Origin of the sequence: Nocardioides sp. dk884 (assembly GCF_009557055.1) — a bacterium.
GTDB lineage: Bacteria > Actinomycetota > Actinomycetes > Propionibacteriales > Nocardioidaceae > Nocardioides.
In genome coordinates, this window is sequence record NZ_CP045649.1 from 261745 (window position 1) to 278071 (window position 16327).

General features: G+C 73.5%; 18 protein-coding genes and 1 tRNA gene. 13 read left to right on the top strand and 6 right to left on the bottom strand.

What is annotated here, in order from left to right; all coding sequences use genetic code 11:
- Positions 1-91: 91 nt before the first annotated feature.
- The 5 genes from GFH29_RS01255 (at position 92) to GFH29_RS01275 (ending at position 3207) form a co-directional block, all read left to right on the top strand.
- Positions 92-583, top strand: a complete 492-nt coding sequence (locus GFH29_RS01255; protein ID WP_153321687.1) for a tRNA adenosine deaminase-associated protein — start codon at positions 92-94, stop codon at positions 581-583.
- Between the two features lie 47 nt (positions 584-630).
- On the top strand, positions 631-1071 hold the full coding sequence (locus tag GFH29_RS01260) for a nucleoside deaminase (RefSeq protein WP_153325563.1): 441 nt from the start codon (positions 631-633) through the stop codon (positions 1069-1071).
- A 143-nt stretch (positions 1072-1214) separates the two neighbouring features.
- On the top strand, positions 1215-2546 hold the full coding sequence (locus GFH29_RS01265; RefSeq protein ID WP_153321688.1) for a hypothetical protein: 1332 nt from the start codon (positions 1215-1217) through the stop codon (positions 2544-2546).
- A 61-nt stretch (positions 2547-2607) separates the two neighbouring features.
- Positions 2608-2697 (top strand) — tRNA-Ser (locus GFH29_RS01270).
- 198 nt (positions 2698-2895) lie between these two features.
- Positions 2896-3207 carry a hypothetical protein gene (locus GFH29_RS01275; protein ID WP_153321689.1) on the top strand — a complete coding sequence of 104 codons (312 nt, stop codon included), beginning with the start codon at positions 2896-2898 and terminating at the stop codon, positions 3205-3207.
- Between the two features lie 129 nt (positions 3208-3336).
- Here the strand turns inward: GFH29_RS01275 and GFH29_RS01280 are convergent, their stop codons facing one another.
- The gene (locus GFH29_RS01280; RefSeq protein WP_153321690.1) at positions 3337-3795 is read right to left on the bottom strand and encodes an NUDIX hydrolase; all 459 of its coding nucleotides are present in this window, start codon (positions 3793-3795) and stop codon (positions 3337-3339) included.
- A gap of 142 nt (positions 3796-3937) precedes the next feature.
- Between GFH29_RS01280 and GFH29_RS01285 the strand changes: the two genes are divergently transcribed.
- From GFH29_RS01285 to GFH29_RS20580, 7 genes are all read left to right on the top strand, one after another.
- The gene (locus GFH29_RS01285) at positions 3938-4273 is read left to right on the top strand and encodes a YnfA family protein (RefSeq protein ID WP_153321691.1); all 336 of its coding nucleotides are present in this window, start codon (positions 3938-3940) and stop codon (positions 4271-4273) included.
- A gap of 60 nt (positions 4274-4333) precedes the next feature.
- Complete coding sequence (locus GFH29_RS01290) at positions 4334-4861, top strand: gamma carbonic anhydrase family protein (RefSeq protein ID WP_153321692.1); 528 nt, start codon at positions 4334-4336, stop codon at positions 4859-4861.
- A 95-nt stretch (positions 4862-4956) separates the two neighbouring features.
- Complete coding sequence (locus GFH29_RS01295) at positions 4957-7086, top strand: FAD-dependent oxidoreductase (protein ID WP_228387685.1); 2130 nt, start codon at positions 4957-4959, stop codon at positions 7084-7086.
- Positions 7087-7460: 374 nt separating this feature from the next.
- Positions 7461-8459, top strand: a complete 999-nt coding sequence (locus GFH29_RS01300; protein WP_267128520.1) for an IS30 family transposase — start codon at positions 7461-7463, stop codon at positions 8457-8459.
- 122 nt (positions 8460-8581) lie between these two features.
- Positions 8582-9454, top strand: coding sequence for an AAA family ATPase (locus GFH29_RS01305; protein ID WP_153321693.1), 873 nt, complete (start codon positions 8582-8584; stop codon positions 9452-9454).
- On the top strand, positions 9451-10221 hold the full coding sequence (locus GFH29_RS20575) for a hypothetical protein (protein WP_228387686.1): 771 nt from the start codon (positions 9451-9453) through the stop codon (positions 10219-10221). The genes GFH29_RS01305 and GFH29_RS20575 overlap by 4 nt, the downstream gene beginning before the upstream one ends.
- Positions 10113-10856, top strand: coding sequence for a VWA domain-containing protein (locus GFH29_RS20580; RefSeq protein WP_228387687.1), 744 nt, complete (start codon positions 10113-10115; stop codon positions 10854-10856). The genes GFH29_RS20575 and GFH29_RS20580 overlap by 109 nt, the downstream gene beginning before the upstream one ends.
- Before the next feature lie 104 nt (positions 10857-10960).
- On the opposite strand, the gene GFH29_RS01315 is transcribed toward GFH29_RS20580, so the two are convergent.
- Together GFH29_RS01315 and GFH29_RS01320 are read right to left on the bottom strand one after the other, a co-directional pair.
- Positions 10961-12145, bottom strand: a complete 1185-nt coding sequence (locus GFH29_RS01315) for an aminotransferase class I/II-fold pyridoxal phosphate-dependent enzyme (protein ID WP_228387688.1) — start codon at positions 12143-12145, stop codon at positions 10961-10963.
- On the bottom strand, positions 12142-13629 hold the full coding sequence (locus GFH29_RS01320) for an FAD-binding protein (protein ID WP_153321694.1): 1488 nt from the start codon (positions 13627-13629) through the stop codon (positions 12142-12144). The genes GFH29_RS01315 and GFH29_RS01320 overlap by 4 nt, the downstream gene beginning before the upstream one ends.
- 95 nt (positions 13630-13724) lie before the next feature.
- Between GFH29_RS01320 and GFH29_RS01325 the strand changes: the two genes are divergently transcribed.
- Complete coding sequence (locus GFH29_RS01325) at positions 13725-15236, top strand: potassium/proton antiporter (protein ID WP_153321695.1); 1512 nt, start codon at positions 13725-13727, stop codon at positions 15234-15236.
- On the opposite strand, the gene GFH29_RS01330 is transcribed toward GFH29_RS01325, so the two are convergent.
- From GFH29_RS01330 to GFH29_RS20385, 3 genes are all read right to left on the bottom strand, one after another.
- A complete protein-coding gene (locus tag GFH29_RS01330; RefSeq protein ID WP_153337838.1) occupies positions 15233-15751 on the bottom strand; it encodes a LytR C-terminal domain-containing protein in 519 nt (172 codons plus the stop codon). The two genes, GFH29_RS01325 and GFH29_RS01330, sit on opposite strands and share 4 nt — an antisense overlap.
- The gene (locus GFH29_RS01335) at positions 15748-16044 is read right to left on the bottom strand and encodes a type II toxin-antitoxin system VapB family antitoxin (RefSeq protein WP_153321697.1); all 297 of its coding nucleotides are present in this window, start codon (positions 16042-16044) and stop codon (positions 15748-15750) included. Before GFH29_RS01335 ends, GFH29_RS01330 begins: the two co-directional genes overlap by 4 nt.
- A gap of 83 nt (positions 16045-16127) precedes the next feature.
- The gene (locus GFH29_RS20385; protein ID WP_194289111.1) at positions 16128-16295 is read right to left on the bottom strand and encodes a hypothetical protein; all 168 of its coding nucleotides are present in this window, start codon (positions 16293-16295) and stop codon (positions 16128-16130) included.
- Positions 16296-16327: the final 32 nt, after the last annotated feature.

The window sequence follows — 16327 nt, forward strand, 5'->3', positions numbered from 1 at the left end:
TCCAGGTTCCCGGTCCGAGACTTGGCCGGGCGGCGGGGCTCTGCCACCCTAGGGAGACAGGCGGCGACCAGCACCGGTGTGGAGGAGCGTCATGGTCCAGATCGACGAGGTCGACTTCGCCCTTGCCGCGTTCCGACAGGACGGTGCATGGACGGTCGGGGAGCTCACCCGCGAGCACCTCGCGGACCTCGAGACCCTCGCTGACGCGCTGCGCCGGCTGCCCGGGGACAGCGGCGCCATCGCGCTGATCGGCATCGACGACGACTACTTCCTGCTCGTGCGCGTCACCGGCTCCGTGGTGCGGGTGCTGGTCTCCGACGTCGCCGCGGCCGACGAGTCCGACCTGGCCGCCTCCGCCCTGGAGGTGCTCGGCATCACGGCGCCGCTCGACGACGACGAGGACGCCGAGGCCGTCCCGGCCGGCGACCTCGACCTGCTCGGCGACCTCGGCATGCACGCGATGGACATGGCCGTGCTGCTCGACGACTTCGACCTCTACCCCGACGAGGTGCTCTCCGACGTGGCCCGCAAGGTGGGCTTCGGCGAGGCCTTCGACGACGCCGTCGGGCTGACGTCGGCCTGAGCCGGCGCACCACCGCCACCGTGCTGCACGACCGCTGGCGCGAGCCGATGCGCGCCGCCCTCGCCGAGGCGCAGGCTGCCGACGCGACGCACGACGTACCGATCGGGGCGGTGGTGCTCGGCCCGGACGGCCACGTCCTGGGCGCCGGGCGCAACATCCGGGAGGCCGAGGGGGACCCGACCGGGCACGCGGAGGTGGTCGCGCTGCGCGCCGCGGCGCGGGCGCTGGGGGAGTGGCGGCTCAGCGGCTGCACGCTCGTCGTCACGCTCGAGCCGTGCACGATGTGCGCGGGGGCCGCGGTGCTGGCGAGGGTCGAGCGGATCGTCTTCGGAGCCTTCGACGACAAGGCCGGCGCGGTCGGCAGCCTGTGGGACGTGGTGCGCGATCGCCGGCTCAACCACCGCCCGGAGGTCGTCGCCGGGGTGCTGGCCGCCGAGTCGACGGCGCTGCTCGAGGACTTCTTCGCCCGGCACCGCCCCCGCGACTGACCCCCGCGGGGGATCCCCAGATTTCACCTTCCGGATGTCTGGACCGGGGTCATACTGGCCAGGTGGCGGCTCCGTTCACCGGCAAATCCTCGACACGCTCCCAGGGCAGGTTCACCTCCTGGCGGCGTTCTCGACGCGGGTCCGTGAGCGCCGGGGCATCGCTCGCCGCGCTGACGCTGGCGTGCACCGCGTGGGTCGCGCCGCCGGCGAGCGCTGACGGCGCGGTCACGGTGCGGGGCGCCGCCTTCCCGGACCCGATGGCCACCCGGCTGTCCTACGTGGGCTGCGAGTCGATCGGTGCGCTGCGCGCCGAGACGCCCCAGGCGTACGTCGGCCTCGGCCCGGGCCAGCCGCCGGCCGGCCGGCGCAGCCTGGGCTACGACCTCGCCGGCGGCAACGCGGTCGGTGCCATGCACGTCGTCGCCTCTGTGCGGGCGACCAGCGTGGCGTCGGTCTCCGTCCACGCCCCGGCGGGCGCCCGCGGGGTCGCCTACGCCGGATACCAGACCCGCGCCGACCGCGGCACCGACGTCATGTGGCTGGGGCGCGCCGACCTGCGAGCGGCGGGCGGCTGGCAGGAGATCGACGCGATGCGCACCTCCTACACCTGGTCCCGCGTCGACCTTTCGAGCGGCGCGGTCCTCGAGCGTGGCCCGGCCTCCGCGACGGGCGTGCGCGCCTTCGCGGCGCGTGGCGGCGGCGACGGCGGGGCCTTCTTCACCATCGGCTTCGGCTGCGACGGGCAGCCGTTCTCCCTCGACGCGCTGCGGTCCGGCCCGGCGGGCGCCGTCACGACGTACGACCTCGAGGGGCTGGCGACCACCACCACGATCTCCGGCCCGACCCGGGCGCGACCGGGCAAGGCGGTGCGGCTCACCGGCACGCTGCGCGACCAGGACGGCGCGCCGCTGCCGTGGGGCTCGGTCATCCTGGAGCGCCAGCTCGCCGGCGGCGGCTGGGAGAAGGTCGAGGTGGTCGAGGTCGGCCCCGGGCTGGACCCGGCCGCGACGGTGCGCCCCAAGCAGACCACGACGTACCGCTGGCGCTTCGTGGACCGACCGCTCGCCGAGGCCAGCACCTCCGCCTCGCACACCGTGAGGGTCGCGAAGGCCGGTACGCCGTCGGACAAGCCGACGCCGAGCGACAAGCCGACGCCGAGCGACAAGCCCACGCCGAGCGAGCAGCCGACGCCGGGCGACAAGCCGGCACCGAGCGCTCCCTCGAGCACCCCGCCCACCGCGACGCCCACCCAGGAGCCGAGCCAGCAGGCGTCCCCGCCGGCCAGCCAGTCGCCCATCGAACAACCGAGCACGCTGCCCACGAAGGAGCCGACGCAGGAGCCGAGCGCGACGTCTACGAAGCCGGCCGCTCCGGCCTCACCGCCCAGCTCGTCACCGGCTCGGTCGCCGCAGGGGTCCGCCTCCGGCACGCCGAGCGGCACGGCCTCCCCCCGCACCGCCACCCCGACCCCCTGACCCGTCTCGGACCGGGCACCGGATTTCGTCCGCTCCGCCACCCTCCGGTACATTCCTCCGCGGTGGCGTGTCCGAGCGGCCGAAGGTGCATCACTCGAAATGATGTGTGGGGTTAAACCCACCGTGGGTTCAAATCCCACCGCCACCGCCAGACGACGTAGGTCGTGAGAGAGCCGCCCCAGGCCCGAGAGATCGGGAACCGGGGCGGCTTTCGGCATTTCGGGTGGTCCTGCCGGGTCCGTTGCCAGGGGGTGCGGGCCTGTGGTGCCCTGAGAGCTCCGCTGCCGACACCGGTGTGCGGGCTGTTGAGGGGAGTGCGGTCATGATCCTGCGCCGTTGGCGAGGGGCCGTGAGGCCCGAGGACGCCGAGGCCTACCTCGCGCACCAGAGCGACACGGGCATCCGTGGCTACCGCTCCACGCCCGGCAACCTGGGTGCGCTGGTGCTGCGCCGCCCGGTGGGCAACCTCGTCGAGGTGGTCACGCTGTCGCTGTGGGAGTCGATGGACGACGTCCGTCGGTTCGCCGGCGAGCGCCCCGAGGTCGCGGTCTTCTACCCGGGCGACGACGACCTGCTCGCCGAGAAGGACGGGCACGTCGATCACTACGAGGTGAGCGAGGCCGACCTCGACTCGGGGTTCCTCGCGCGCTTCTCGAGCTGACCGCGGCGGGGTGCACGTAACCGCGCAATTGCTGGGAAAAGCACCTCGTGCGGGCGGCGAGAGGTGTTTTCCCCAGCAATTGCGCCGAAAGACACCGCCCCCGACCGACCCGCTAGAAGGCGGAGCAAGTCAGCCGCGCGCCGAGCGGTCCTGGCCTGCCCACCACTCCTCGAGCACGCGCCGGGTCTCGTGGGTGAGGTCCGACCGGTCGAGCTCGCCGCGGCCGAGCCACCGCCAGCTGCTGTGCTCGGGCGAGAGCTGGATGATCTGCTCGCCGAGCGGTACGGCGAAGGTGTACTGCCGCGCGCGAGCCCCGCTGCCGCTGACGTAGTCGAACTCCGCCACGAAAGCCGGGTCGACGCGGACCGGCCCGGACCAGCCGATCTCCTCGGCCAGCTCGCGGTCCAGCGCCTGGCCGAGCGTCTCGCCCGCCTCGCACCCGCCGGAGGGCAGCTCCTCGATGCCGGGAAGGAAGTCGTCGCCGGCCGAGCGGCGTACGACGAGCACGCGGTCCTCCACGTGCACCACCGCGCCGGCGACCAGCCGGTCGACGCCCGGGGCGTGCGTGCGGAGCAGCAGGTCGTCCACCCGGGGAGGCTAGTGCGCGCCGGGAACGATCCCCGGGGGTGGGCAGCCTGGTACTGCCCCACCTGGCTGCGCCGGATCCTTCCGTCGATCACCTTCGCCCACGACTGAGTCGCCCGACGACCTGAGGCGACACAATGCGCGCATGGACATCGCGCGCTCGCTGCCGCTCTTCGTGCTCGCTGCCGTGGCCGAGATCGGCGGCGCCTGGCTGGTCTGGCAGGGCGTGCGCGAGCAGCGCGGCCTGCTGTGGGTCGGCGCCGGCTTCGTCGCGCTCGGGCTCTACGGACTGGTCGCCACCCTGCAGCCGGACGCCGACTTCGGCCGCGTGCTCGCGGCGTACGGCGGGGTCTTCGTCGCCGGGTCCCTGGCCTGGGGGATGCTCGTCGACGGCTTCCGCCCCGACCGGTACGACGTGGCCGGGGCGCTGGTCTGCCTGGTCGGCGTCGCGGTGATCATGTACGCCCCGCGCGGCGCCTGAGCTCCCCGGCCGCGGCGCGTCCGGGGTTGACCGTCGCGCGGGGCGGGCACAGTGACGCCCGTGAACCTGATCGAGTTCGAGGGCAAGCGCCCCTCCGTGCACCCCGACGCCTGGATCGCCCCGACCGCCACGCTGATCGGCGACGTGACGGTGGAGGCGGGCGCGAGCGTCTGGTACGGCGCGGTGCTGCGCGGTGACGTCGCGGCGATCGTCATCGGTGCCGGGGCCAACGTGCAGGACAACTCCGTGCTGCACGCCGGGCCGGGGGAGTCGCTGGTGATCGGCGCGCACAGCACCATCGGGCACTCCTGCATGGTCCACTGCGCCGAGGTCGGGGAGGGTTCGCTGGTCGGCAACGGCGCGATCGTGCTGGACGGCGCCCGGGTCGGCGCGGGCACCCTGGTCGCGGCGGGCGCGGTCGTCACCCCGGGGACCACCGTCGGCGACGGGGTCGTGGTCGGTGGCACCCCGGCCCGGGTGCTGCGCTCGATCGAGGGCACCCCGGCGGCCAGGATGGTCGCCGGCAACGCGCCGTACTACGTCGAGCTGGCGGCCCGGCACCGTGAGGGCGCGCGGCCGGTGACCTGATCCCGGCCACCGCTCGCTCGATCCAGTCGGGCGAGTGGTCCCGGTCACAGGGATCGGTGGGCCCGCGGCGACGAGGCGGTTCCTACCGTGGCGCGGTGCGCACCCAGACCGAGTTCCCCCGTCTCCTCGCCCCCGGCCGGATCGGCCCGATCACGCTGCCCAACCGGGTGCTGCTGCCCGCGATGGACATGAACCTGTGCGAGGACGGGGTGATCCACGAGGGCGACATCGTCCACTACGCGCGGCGCGCGAAGGGCGGCGTCGGGATGGTCATCACCGGTGCCAGCGCGGTGGCGTACCCGGTCGGCGCGACCAGCCGCAAGGAGCCCGGGCTCTCCGACGACCGGTTCCTGCCCGGGCTCACCGCGCTCGCCGACGCGGTGCACGCCGCCGGGTCGCTGCTCTGCGTGCAGGCCACCCACCACAGCAAGGTCGCGCGCATCGACACCGCCGACGGGCGCCCGATGCTGGTGCCCTCGGAGCCGCGCGTGGAGCGCGACATGAGCGCGCTGGCCGACAACACCCGCGACGAGCTGGTCGCGATGGCGGCGATCAACGAGGGCAACCAGCCGAGCTACCACGAGGCGACCGAGGACGACCTGGCCTGGGCCGTCGAGCAGTTCGCCGGCGCCGCGCGCCGGGTGCTCGCCTCGGGCGCCGACGCTATCGAGATCCACGCCGCGCACGGCTACCTGCTCGGCAGCTTCCTCGCCAGCGCCGACAACCGGCGTACCGACCGCTACGGCGGCGCGCTGGAGAACCGCGCCCGGCTGGCCTGCGAGGTGATCGCCGCCGTGCGCGCCGAGGTCGGCGACGGCCTGGCGATCCTGGTCCGCGTGGCGGGCAAGGAGTACGGCGAGGAGGGCGCGCTCAGCACCGAGGAGGCGGTGGCCGCGTCGTTGCTCTTCGAGGCCGCCGGCGCCGACGCCATCCACGTGACCGGCTGGGCGCGCAACCCGTTCCGCAACTTCACCGACGGCCCGCTGCCGGCCGAGGTGGCGGCGTACCGCTCCTTCGCGCGCGCGGTCAAGGACGCCGTGAGCATCCCGGTGATCACCGTCGGGCGGGTGCTGCCCGAGGTGGGCGAGGAGATCCTGGCCGCCGGCGACGCCGACTTCGTGGCGATGGGGCGCCAGCTGCTGGCCGACCCCGACCTGGTGAACAAACTGCGCGCCGGCGACCGGGCGCGGGTGCGCCCGTGCATCAACTGCTACGTCTGCGTGGAGCAGAACTTCTGGGACGGTACGCCGATCTGCGCGGTCAACCCGGCGCTCGGCGACGAGGCGGCCGGCGAACTGGTGCCTGCGACCACGCCGCGTCACGTGGTGGTCGTCGGCGGCGGGCCCGGCGGGATGGAGTCGGCCCGGGTGGCGCGCGAGCGCGGGCACCGGGTGACGCTGCTGGAGGCCGGCGACCGGCTGGGTGGCTCGGCGTGGTTCTCCCAGCTGACCACCCCCGCCAACGGGCCGCTGCTGGACTGGCAGGGCCATGAGCTGCGCCGCCTCGGCGTCGACGTGCGGCTCAAGCACCGCGCGAGCGCCGAGACGATCGCGGCGCTGGCGCCGGATGCGGTGGTGCTGGCCACCGGCGCGCACCGCGGGCGCCCCGGCGTACCGGGTGCGGACCTGCCGCACGTGCACACCGGCGACAGCCTGCGGGCGCTGCTCACCGGCAGCGGCGACGCCGGCGACGCCGGCGGCACCAAGCCCCTGCTCCGCCTCGCCGGCGCGGCCGGCCGGCTGACGCGCGTCACCCGCAGCCCGGAGCTGATCCGCGAGGCGACGCGCCGCTTCCTCCCGGTCGGCTCCGACGTCGTGGTGATGGGCGGCTCGCTGGTCGGTCTCGAGCTCGCGGAGTTCCTCGCCGAGCGCGGCAAGCGGGTCACGATCCTCGAGGAGGGCGCCCAGCTCGGCCTGCCGATGGCGATGCCGCGCCGCTGGACCGCCGTACGACGGGCCGGTGAGCACGGTGTCACGTCCGTGCGCGGGGCTCGGGTCGTGGAGATCACCGGCTCCGAGGTGCGCTACCGGGTCGGCGAGGACGGCGAGATCCTCGGCGCTCCGGCCGACCTGGTCGTCGTCGCCTCCGAGGTGGCCTCCGGCGCCCCGCTCGCCGACGAGCTCACCCGCCGCGGGATCAAGGTCGAGGTGGTCGGCGACGCCGGCGAGGTCGGCTACATCCAGGGCGCGATCCACTCCGCCTGGCGGGTGGCCAGCACGCTCTGAGGAGGCGGTGCCCGGCTGCCGGCTGCCCGAGGGCGGTGTTTTTCCGCGCAATTGCTGGGAAAAGCACCGGTCCCGGGCGGCGGAGTCCATCGGTCGAAGCAACGCCGAGTGATGGTGGTGTTGCGATGGGCAGGCGGTACGTGCCGTACGAGGTTCGTGAGGAGTTCTTCGCGTTGGTCTGTGGTGGGTTCGCGCTGCAGGCTGCCGCGGATCGGGTCGGTGTGTCGCATCGAACCGCGACGTACTGGTGGCGATCCTCGGGGCTTGTGAGCCCAGTCATCCAATTCGGTGCGATCGGTGGCCTGCCCGGAAGCGCTCCCGTAGGAGTGCCAGGGATACGCAATCCCGAAGAAGGCCCACGCCGACGGCGGGCGTTGAGCAGCGAGGACCGTGCGGTGATCGCGGCAGGGTTGCGTGCAGGGTGGGCGTTGACCCGGATCGCGACACTGATCGGGCGCGACAAGTCGGTGGTCTCTCGCGAGGTCGCGCGCAACCGCGGCCCCGACGGCTCCTACTGGGCCCCGATCGCGCATCGTGTCGCGCACGAACGGCGACGCCGACCCAAGGCGTTCAAGCTGATCGAGAACCCCGGGCTGTGTCGTCGGATCGAGACCTGGATGGACGACGGGTGGTCGCCAGGACTGATCGCGTCGATGCTGCGCCACGCCCACCCCGGTCACGATCCAGCAGCGAGGATGGCCCGTGTGTCGCACGAGACGATCTACCGGGCGTTGTATGTCCAGACCCGCGGGAGCCTGCGCAAGGACCTGGCCGCGCAGCTGCTGACCAAACGCCGCGCACGCAAGCCGCACGCCGACCCCGACGGGCGCAGGAAAGGGCTGTACCGCGAGGCCTTCACCATCAGCCAACGCCCCGCCGAGGTCGCTGACCGGGCCGTGCCCGGGCACTGGGAGGGTGACCTGATCCTCGGTGCCGGCAACCGCTCCGCGGTCGGGACCCTGGTCGAACGCTCGACGCGGTTCGTGCTCTTGCTGCACCTGCCCGGTCGCCACGACGCAGAGTCAGTGGCCCAGGCGATGATCCGCGAGATGGGTCAGCTGCCGGTGCATCTGCGTCGTTCGCTGACCTGGGACCGCGGCAGCGAGCTGGCTAACTACCGCGATGTCGAGGCCGCCTTGGAGATGCCGGTCTTCTTCTGTGACCCCCACTCGCCCTGGCAGCGCGGGTCGAACGAGAACACCAACCGACTCCTCCGGTTCTGGCTAGAGAAGGGCAGCGACCTCTCAACCCACAGTGCCGACGACCTCGCCCGCATCGCCGCGACCCTGAACAAGCGACCCCGCCCTACCCTGGACCTACGGACCCCAGCCCAAGCGCTGGCCGAGCTGCTCGCCAACCCGGCAGCAGCATGACCGTTGCTTCCACCGATTGACCTCGCCGGCTTCCGCAGGTGTTTTTCCCAGCAATTGCGCAGTTACGGACGACCCGCGCCATCGGCCCACCACCCCGCCTGCCCTGCGGCAGGATGGGCCGCATGGCTTCCGCACCCTGGTTCACCTCGCCCGCCGACGCGATCGAGCGCCTGGGGGAGGCGGGCTACCTCGCCGACGCCGCCACCGGTACGACGACGTACCTCGCCGGGGCGCTGGAGAAGCCGCTGCTGATCGAGGGGCCGGCGGGTGTCGGCAAGACCGAGCTGGCGAAGGCGGTCGCCCGGGCGGCGGGCGCGGAGCTGGTGCGGCTGCAGTGCTACGAGGGGCTCGACGAGGCCCGGGCGCTGTATGAGTGGAACTACAAGAAGCAGCTGCTGGCGATCCAGGCCAGCAGCGGTGAGCAGTCCTGGGACCGCACCCACGACGAGATCTTCACCGAGGAGTTCCTGCTCACCCGGCCGCTGCTGAGCGCGATCCGGCGCGCGGAGCCGACGGTGCTGCTCATCGACGAGGTCGACAAGACCGACGTCGAGGTGGAGGGGCTGCTGCTCGAGGTGCTCTCGGACTTCCAGGTGACGATCCCCGAGCTGGGCACGATCAGCGCCGTACGCCGCCCGTTCGTGGTGCTGACCTCCAACGCGACGCGCGAGCTGTCCGAGGCGGTCAAGCGCCGCTGCCTGTTCCTGCACCTGGACTATCCCGACGCCGCCCGCGAGCGCGAGATCATCACCGCCGCGGTGCCCGGCCTCGACGACGCCGTCGCCACCCAGCTGGTCGAGGTGGTGGCCCGGCTGCGCGACCTCGAGCTGCGCAAGGCGCCCTCGATCGCGGAGTCGATCGACTGGGCGCGCACCCTGCTCGCGCTGGAGATCGACGACCTCGACGACGCGGCGGTCGACGCCACGCTCGGCGTGGTGCTCAAGCACGTGTCCGACACCGAGCGGGCCGTGCGGGAGCTGAAGCTCCGGCGATGAGCCTCCTGGACCGCCACCTCTCCTTCCTCGAGGCGCTGCGCGGGGCGGGCCTGCCGGTCTCCCTCGCCGAGGACCTCGACGCGGTCGCCGCGCTGACCGCGGTGACCTGGGAGGACCGCGCGCTGGTGCGCGAGGCGTACGCCGCGACGCTGGTCAAGCGGCGCGCGCAGCGGCCGACCTTCGACACCGTCTTCGACCTGTGGTTCCCGCGGCTGGTCGGGGAGGGGTACGCCGGCGACGCGGGCGCCGACGCCGACGGGCCGCACGCCGACGAGGCCTCGACCGGGCAGGTCCGCGACGGCGCGGCGGCACTGGAGTCGCTGCGCGAGCGGCTGGTCGACGCGCTGGCCGGCGCCGAGGACGCGACGGCGGCCGAGGCCGCCGCCGAGCTCGCCGTCGAGGCGATCGGCACCTTCGGCCGGCTGCCCGGGGCCGGGCGCGGGGCTCCCGGCTGGTCGGCGTACGCCGCCCTCCAGCGGGTCGCCCCTGAGCGGCTGGTCGAGCGCCTGGTCCGCGCGCTGCTGGCCGGGGGAGCGACGAGGAGCGCGCGCAGCGCACGGCCGCCCGCCGCATCGGCACCTTCACCGCGGCCGCGGAGGCCGAGGCGCGGCGGCGTACCGCCGAGGAGAAGGGGGCCGCCCACGTCGCGCGCACCGCTGTGCGGCCCACCATCGACCAGCTCGACTTCCTCTCCGCCCGGCGCTCCGACCTCGACGAGCTGCGCCGCCAGGTGCACCCGCTGGCGCGCAGGCTCGCCACCCGGCTGACCCAGGAGCACCACGCGCACCGCCGCGGTCCGCTGGACTTCCGGCGCACCGTGCGCGCCTCGCTCTCCACCGGCGGCGTACCCCTGGAGACCCGGCACAAGCCCAAGCGGCCGCACCGCACCGACCTGGTGGTCCTGTGCGACGTGAGCGGGTCGGTCGCCAACTTCGCGCAGTTCACGCTGCTGCTGGTGCTCGCGCTGCGCGATCAGTTCCAGAACCTGCGCGCGTTCACCTTCGTCGACCAGGTCCACGAGGTGACCCACCACCTGCGCCCGCAGGCCGATCCGGCCGAGGTGATGGCCGATCTGGCCGCCAGCGCGTCGTACGCCGCGCTGTGGGGGCGCACCAGCTATGGCCGCGCGTTCACCCGGTTCGCCGAGGACCACGCCGACGCGCTCGGTCCGCGCTCGTCGCTGCTGATCCTCGGCGACGCCCGCTCCAACCACGGCGAGCTCGCCCTGGGCGCGCTGCGCGAGATGGCCGGCTCGGCGCGGCACGCCTGGTGGCTCAACCCCGAGCACCGCCGGCAGTGGGACACCGGCGACTCGGCCGCCAGCGCGTACGGCGAGGTCGTGGACATGGTGGAGTGCCGCAACCTCACCCAGCTCTCCGAGTTCGTCCACGACCTGCTCTGAGCCGCGCCCGCCGCCATTGGCGCCGACTCGCGCAACCACACGCGCCGACTCGCGCAACCACACGCGCCGACTCGCGCAACCACACGCGCCGACTCGTGGAAGGATCAGGTGAAGACGGGGCGCAGGCGGGCGAGCGCCTCCTCGATCTCGTGACCGGGGCCGGCGAAGCTGAAGCGCACCGAGCGGTGCCCGTCGACGGTGTCGAAGTCGATGCCGGGGGCCATGGCGACGCCGACCCGCTGCAGCACGTCGTGGGTGAAGGCCATCGAGTCGTCGGTGAGGTGGCTGATGTCGGCGTAGGCGTAGAACGCGCCGTCGGCCGGGGCGAGCCGGGTGACGCCGAGGTCGGCGAGCCCGTCGAGCAGCAGCCGGCGGTTGTCGGCGTAGCGGCGCACGTGACCGTCCAGCTCGGCGTAGGACTCCTCCTCGAAGGCGGCCAGGCAGGCGCGCTGGGCGATCACCGGCGGGCAGATCGTGAAGTTGCCGGTGAGCACGTCGACCGCGCGGCGCAGCCGGTCCGGCACCAGCATCCAGCCGATGCGCCAGCCGGTCATCGAGAAGTACTTGCTGAAGCTGGAGAACACGACCGCCTCGCGGCTGGTCTCCCATGCCGAGCGGGCCAGGTGCGCGCCGGGCTCGGCGTACTCGATGCCGTGGTAGATCTCATCGGAGATGAGCTGGATGCCGTGCTCCTCGCAGTACGCCGCCAGCGCGGCGAGCTCGGCGGGCAGCAGCATCGTGCCGGTGGGATTGGCGGGGCTCGCCACCACCAGGCCCTTGATGTCCGGGCCGAGCGCGGCGACCTGCTCGACGGTGGGCTGGAACCGGGTCTCCGGGCCGGTGGCGATCTCGACGACCTCGCAGCCCAGGGCGCTGAGCACGTTGCGGTAGCAGGGGTAGCCCGGCCGGGCCATCGCCACCTTGTCGCCGACCTCGAACGCCGCGAGGAACGCCAGCAGGAAGCCGCCGCTGGAGCCGGTCGTGACCACGACCTCGTCGGGGGAGACCTCGATGCCGTGGGTGCGCCCGTGGTGCGCGGCGATCCGCTCGCGCAGCTCGAGCAGGCCGGCGGCCGGGGTGTAGCCCAGCGGGTCCCCGGACTGCAGCAGCCGGATCGCCTCGGCGTTGACCGGGGCGGGCGCGCCGGTGCTGGGCTGCCCGGCGAGCAGGTTGAGCATGTCGCCGTGGGTGCGCTGGCGCGCGGCCGACGCGGCGAGCAGGTCCATGACGTGGAACGGCGGGACGTTGGCGCGGCTGGCCACGGCGAAGCGGTCGCTCAGGGAGGTCACGCCCCGACTGTAGGCACCCCGGTGCGCGTCGCGGCGTGCCGGCCTGCCCGCCGTCCGAAGAACGAGCCCTCGCCGAGCTGGGTGCCCGAGGCGTAGCCCTTGCCGTCCTGGGCGATGTTGGAGGCGCAGGCACCGGCGGCGTACAGCCCGGGGACGACGGCGCCGTCCGCGCGCTGCACCTGTCCGTCGACGGTGGTGCGCAGGCCGCCGAGGGTGAACCCGGCGTACATCGCGTGTCCCAGGCGCAGGTCGAAGACCGCCCACGGCCCCACCGACTGCGGGGCCAGCCACTCGGGGGCCTTGTGGAAGTCGGGGTCCTCGCCGCGCGCGGCGTGCTCGTCGTAGCGCGCCAGGGCCGCGGCGACCGACCCAGACGGCAGGTCCAGCGCGGTCTCGAGCTCGGCGAGCGTCTCGTAGCCGTCGATGAGCGGGACCAGGGCGTACTTGGCGTACTCCACGTGCTCGCTGTCGACGATGAGGTACGCCGCGGAGCCGGGCTGCTCCATCACGAACTGCGAGGTGCGGGAGTGGTAGGAGTCCTCGGCGACGAAGCGCTCGCCGCGCTGGTTGAGGATCACCCCGGTCAGCAGCCGCGACGGCGGGTAGCACGGCGCGGTGATGAACGGCTCGCTCATGTGCTTGAGCTCGGCGCCGGCGGACTCGCCGAGGCGGATGCCGAGGCCGTCGTCGTAGGTCGAGCCGAGGGTGAACAGCTTCTCGCCGAGCTGCGGGGTCCAGCGCGCGACCATCGCGGGGTTCATCACGAAGCCGCCGGCGGCGATCACCACGGCGCCGGCGCGCACGACCCCGGTGTCCTCGAACCGGCGCCAGGCCAGGCCCACGACGGCGCCCGTGGCGTCGAGCACCAGGTTGGTCGCGCCTGTCTCGTAGCGGACCTCGACGCCCGCCTCCTCGAGGCGGTCGCGCAGCAGGTCCATCACCATCTTGGTGCCCTCGGTGTCGCCGGGCACCGGCACCTTGTGCCCGCGCGGGGCGGGCGGCACCTGCTCGCGGAACGGCCAGACCTTCTCGTTGCCGGTGAACATCAGGCCCTGGGTGCCGGGCTGGATCACCGCCTTCTCGGGATAGAAGGAGCGCTCGAACTCGAAGCCGAGCGCCTCCAGCCAGTCGCAGTGCTCGACCGAGCCGTCGCAGTAGGCGCGGATCTTGTCGTGCTCGGGCTCCTTGGAGACCGCGACCAGGTAGTCGTACATCGCGTCGGGGGAGTCCTCGTGGCCGGTCGCGCGCTGCACGACGGTGCCGCCGCCGAGGTAGAAGTGCCCCCCGGACATGCTCGAGGTGCCGCCGTGCACCGCCGCTCGCTCCAGCACCAGCACGCGTGCGCCGGCGCGCGCGGCCTCGAGGGCTGCGCAGCCGCCGGCGATGCCGAAGCCGACCACCACCACGTCGTACGACGCGGCGCCGTCGAGGACGTCGGGGGACAGTACGTCGGGGACCCGGGTGCCCGCAGGCTCGCTCGTCATGCGAGGAATCTAGAACAAGTTTCACTTTCGCGCGACGGGGCCGGCCGCGTCGGCGGCTAGCATCGGCCGCACTCCCGCCGAGTCCCCGAGGTGCCATGTTCGACGCCCGCGAGCTGGACCTGTTCTTGCTGATCGGCTCGTCGGTGACCCTGCTGGCGGTCCTGGCCGTGCGCGTCTCGCACCGGGCCGGGCTGCCCAGCCTGCTGGTGTACCTGCTGCTCGGGGTGCTGCTCGGCGCCTCCGGCCTGGGGATCGACCTGGCCGACGCCGAGCTCGCCCACGCGCTCGGCTTCGGGGCGCTGGTCCTGATCCTGGCCGAGGGCGGGCTGACCACGAGCTGGCGCGCGATCCGTCCCTCGATGGGGCTGGGGGTCGCGCTGGCGACCGTGGGCGTGGCGGTCTCGGTGAGCATCGTCGCGCTCGCCGGGCACTACCTGCTCGGGCTGCCCTGGCAGGTGGCGGTGCTGCTCGGCGCTGCGACCTCGGCCACCGACGCGGCGGCGGTCTTCTCGGTGCTGCGCGCGCTCCCGCTCCCGGCGCGCCTGACCGGCGCGCTCGAGGCGGAGTCGGGCCTCAACGACGCGCCGGTCGTCGTGCTGATCGTGCTCGTCTCCTCGGGCGCGGCCGAGGAGCACGGGGTGCTGGCGATGCTCGCCCTGATCGCCTTCGAGCTCGTCGTCGGCGTCCTGTTCGGACTCGGCGTCGGCGTCGGTGGCGCCTGGCTGATGCGCCGCGCGGCATTGCCCGCCTCGGGCCTCTACCCGATCGCGGTGCTGTGCCTGGCCGTGCTGGCCTACGGCGTCGCGGTCACCGTCCACGCCTCCGGGTTCGCCGCGGTGTACGTCGCGGCGCTGGTGCTCGGCAACGCCGAGCTGCCGCACCGTCAGGCGACCCGGTCCTTCTCCGAGGGAGTTGCCTGGATCGCCCAGATCGGGTTGTTCGTGATGCTCGGGCTGCTGCTCGAGCCGGACCGGCTGACCGGGGAGACCGTCTGGCTGGCGGTGGTCGCCGGGATGGTGCTGACGTTCGTGGCGCGCCCGGTCTCGGTCTTCGTGTGCGGTCTGGTGCGCCGGATGCCGTGGCGGGAGGGGGTGTTCTTGTCCTGGGCCGGCCTGCGCGGCGCGGTGCCGATCGTGTTCACCACGATCCCGCTCGCCGACGGCGTCGGCGGTGCCGAGCAGCTCTTCGACATCGTCTTCGTGCTCGTGGTGGTCTACACGCTGGTGACCGGCCCGACGCTGCCGTTCGTCGCCCGGCGACTCGGGGTGGCGCGGCCAGCCGAGGCGCGCGAGCTGGAGCTCGAGGCCGCGCCCCTGGAGCGCATCGCCGCGGACCTGCTGCAGGTCACCATCGGCCCGGCCTCGATGATGCACGGCGTCGAGATCGGTGAGCTGCGCCTCCCCCGCGGTGCGGTGGTGACCATCGTGATCCGCGACGGCGAGACGCTGGTCCCGGACCGGCGCACGGTGCTGCGCCACGGCGACGACCTGCTGGTGGTCACTCCGCGCCGGCAGCGCGAGGCCACGGAGTCCCGGCTGCGCCAGGTGAGCCGCTATGGCCGATTGGCGCAGTGGTTCCAGGCCACCCGCGAGCGGCCCGCGCGCTAGAGGACCGGCGGGCTGCAGACCGTGACGTCGCCGACGGCGACGGTGGTCTTGCGCCCGGGGACGAGGTTGTCGAACTTGTCCCCGACCACCACCACCACGCCCGGCTCGGTGGTGCGGCGCTTGACGACCTTGGCCTCGCCGAGCCGCGAACGGACCAGGCGCACGGCGGGGTGCTGGGGCGTGGTGGTCCAGATCTGCGCGCGGATGACGTCGGTGCCCCGGGGCGCGTTGTCCCGGGTGCCCTCGCCGAAGCCGGCGTCGATGAACTCCTGCATCGTGCGACCGGCCAGGCCGTTGCGGGTGCCGGCGTTCAGCACGCTGACCAGGACCTGGTCGGGGTAGATCTTGGTGCCGGCCGCGATCTCGGTGTCGACGCAGACCTCCTCGGAGATCTGGGGCAGCGGCGAGGTCAGTGCGGTCCAGCCCCACGCCGCCCCGCCGAGCAGGAGCAGGATCAGCGCGCCGAGGGTCAGCGCGCTGCGACCGCGCGGGGAGAGGCCGCTCTCGGCGCTCACTCGGGCACCACGTGGACCCGGGCGTGCAGGACGCTGCGCTGGCGCAGTGCCGCGCGCAGCGCGCGATGCAGGCCGTCCTCGAGGTAGAGCTCGCCGCGCCACTCCACGACGTGGGCGAACAGGTCGCCGTAGAACGTGGAGTCCTCATCGAGCAGCGCGGCCAGCTGCAAGGTGTCCTTGGTGGTGACCAGCGCGTCCAGGCGGACCGGGCGCGGGGCGATCGCCGCCCAGTCACGAGGACTCAGCCCGGGGTCGGGGTACGGGCGACCGTCGCCGACACGCTTGAAGATCACGCGGCGACTATAACGAGCATCACGTTTCTCCGGAGGCCGTCGCTGGACCGCTCACGGCGGCCCCGTCCGGGGCCGCGCCGGGCTCAGGCGGACCAGAGCAGCGAGTCGGCGACGAGGTCGGCCAGCGCATTGACGCCGCGGAGGTCCTGGCGCTCCTCCATCAGCCGCGCGAGGGCCTGGGAGTGGCGCAGCTCGAGCTTGGTGCGCTGCACGGCGATGCGGTCCAGCGTCGGGTCGGTCTCGTAGGACATCGGTGCCTCCTGGCGGGGTCGGGGAGCGGGGG

Bases quoted from the DNA above. Each gene is read 5' to 3' on its own strand.
- GFH29_RS01255 (WP_153321687.1), top strand. From the start codon at position 92: ATGGTCCAGATCGACGAGGTCGACTTCGCCCTTGCCGCGTTCCGACAG.
- GFH29_RS01260 (WP_153325563.1), top strand. From the start codon at position 631: ATGCGCGCCGCCCTCGCCGAGGCGCAGGCTGCCGACGCGACGCACGAC.
- GFH29_RS01285 (WP_153321691.1), top strand. From the start codon at position 3,938: ATGGACATCGCGCGCTCGCTGCCGCTCTTCGTGCTCGCTGCCGTGGCC.
- GFH29_RS01305 (WP_153321693.1), top strand. From the start codon at position 8,582: ATGGCTTCCGCACCCTGGTTCACCTCGCCCGCCGACGCGATCGAGCGC.
- GFH29_RS20575 (WP_228387686.1), top strand. From the start codon at position 9,451: ATGAGCCTCCTGGACCGCCACCTCTCCTTCCTCGAGGCGCTGCGCGGG.
- GFH29_RS01320 (WP_153321694.1), bottom strand. From the start codon at position 13,629: ATGACGAGCGAGCCTGCGGGCACCCGGGTCCCCGACGTACTGTCCCCC.
- GFH29_RS01325 (WP_153321695.1), top strand. From the start codon at position 13,725: ATGTTCGACGCCCGCGAGCTGGACCTGTTCTTGCTGATCGGCTCGTCG.
- GFH29_RS20385 (WP_194289111.1), bottom strand. From the start codon at position 16,295: ATGTCCTACGAGACCGACCCGACGCTGGACCGCATCGCCGTGCAGCGC.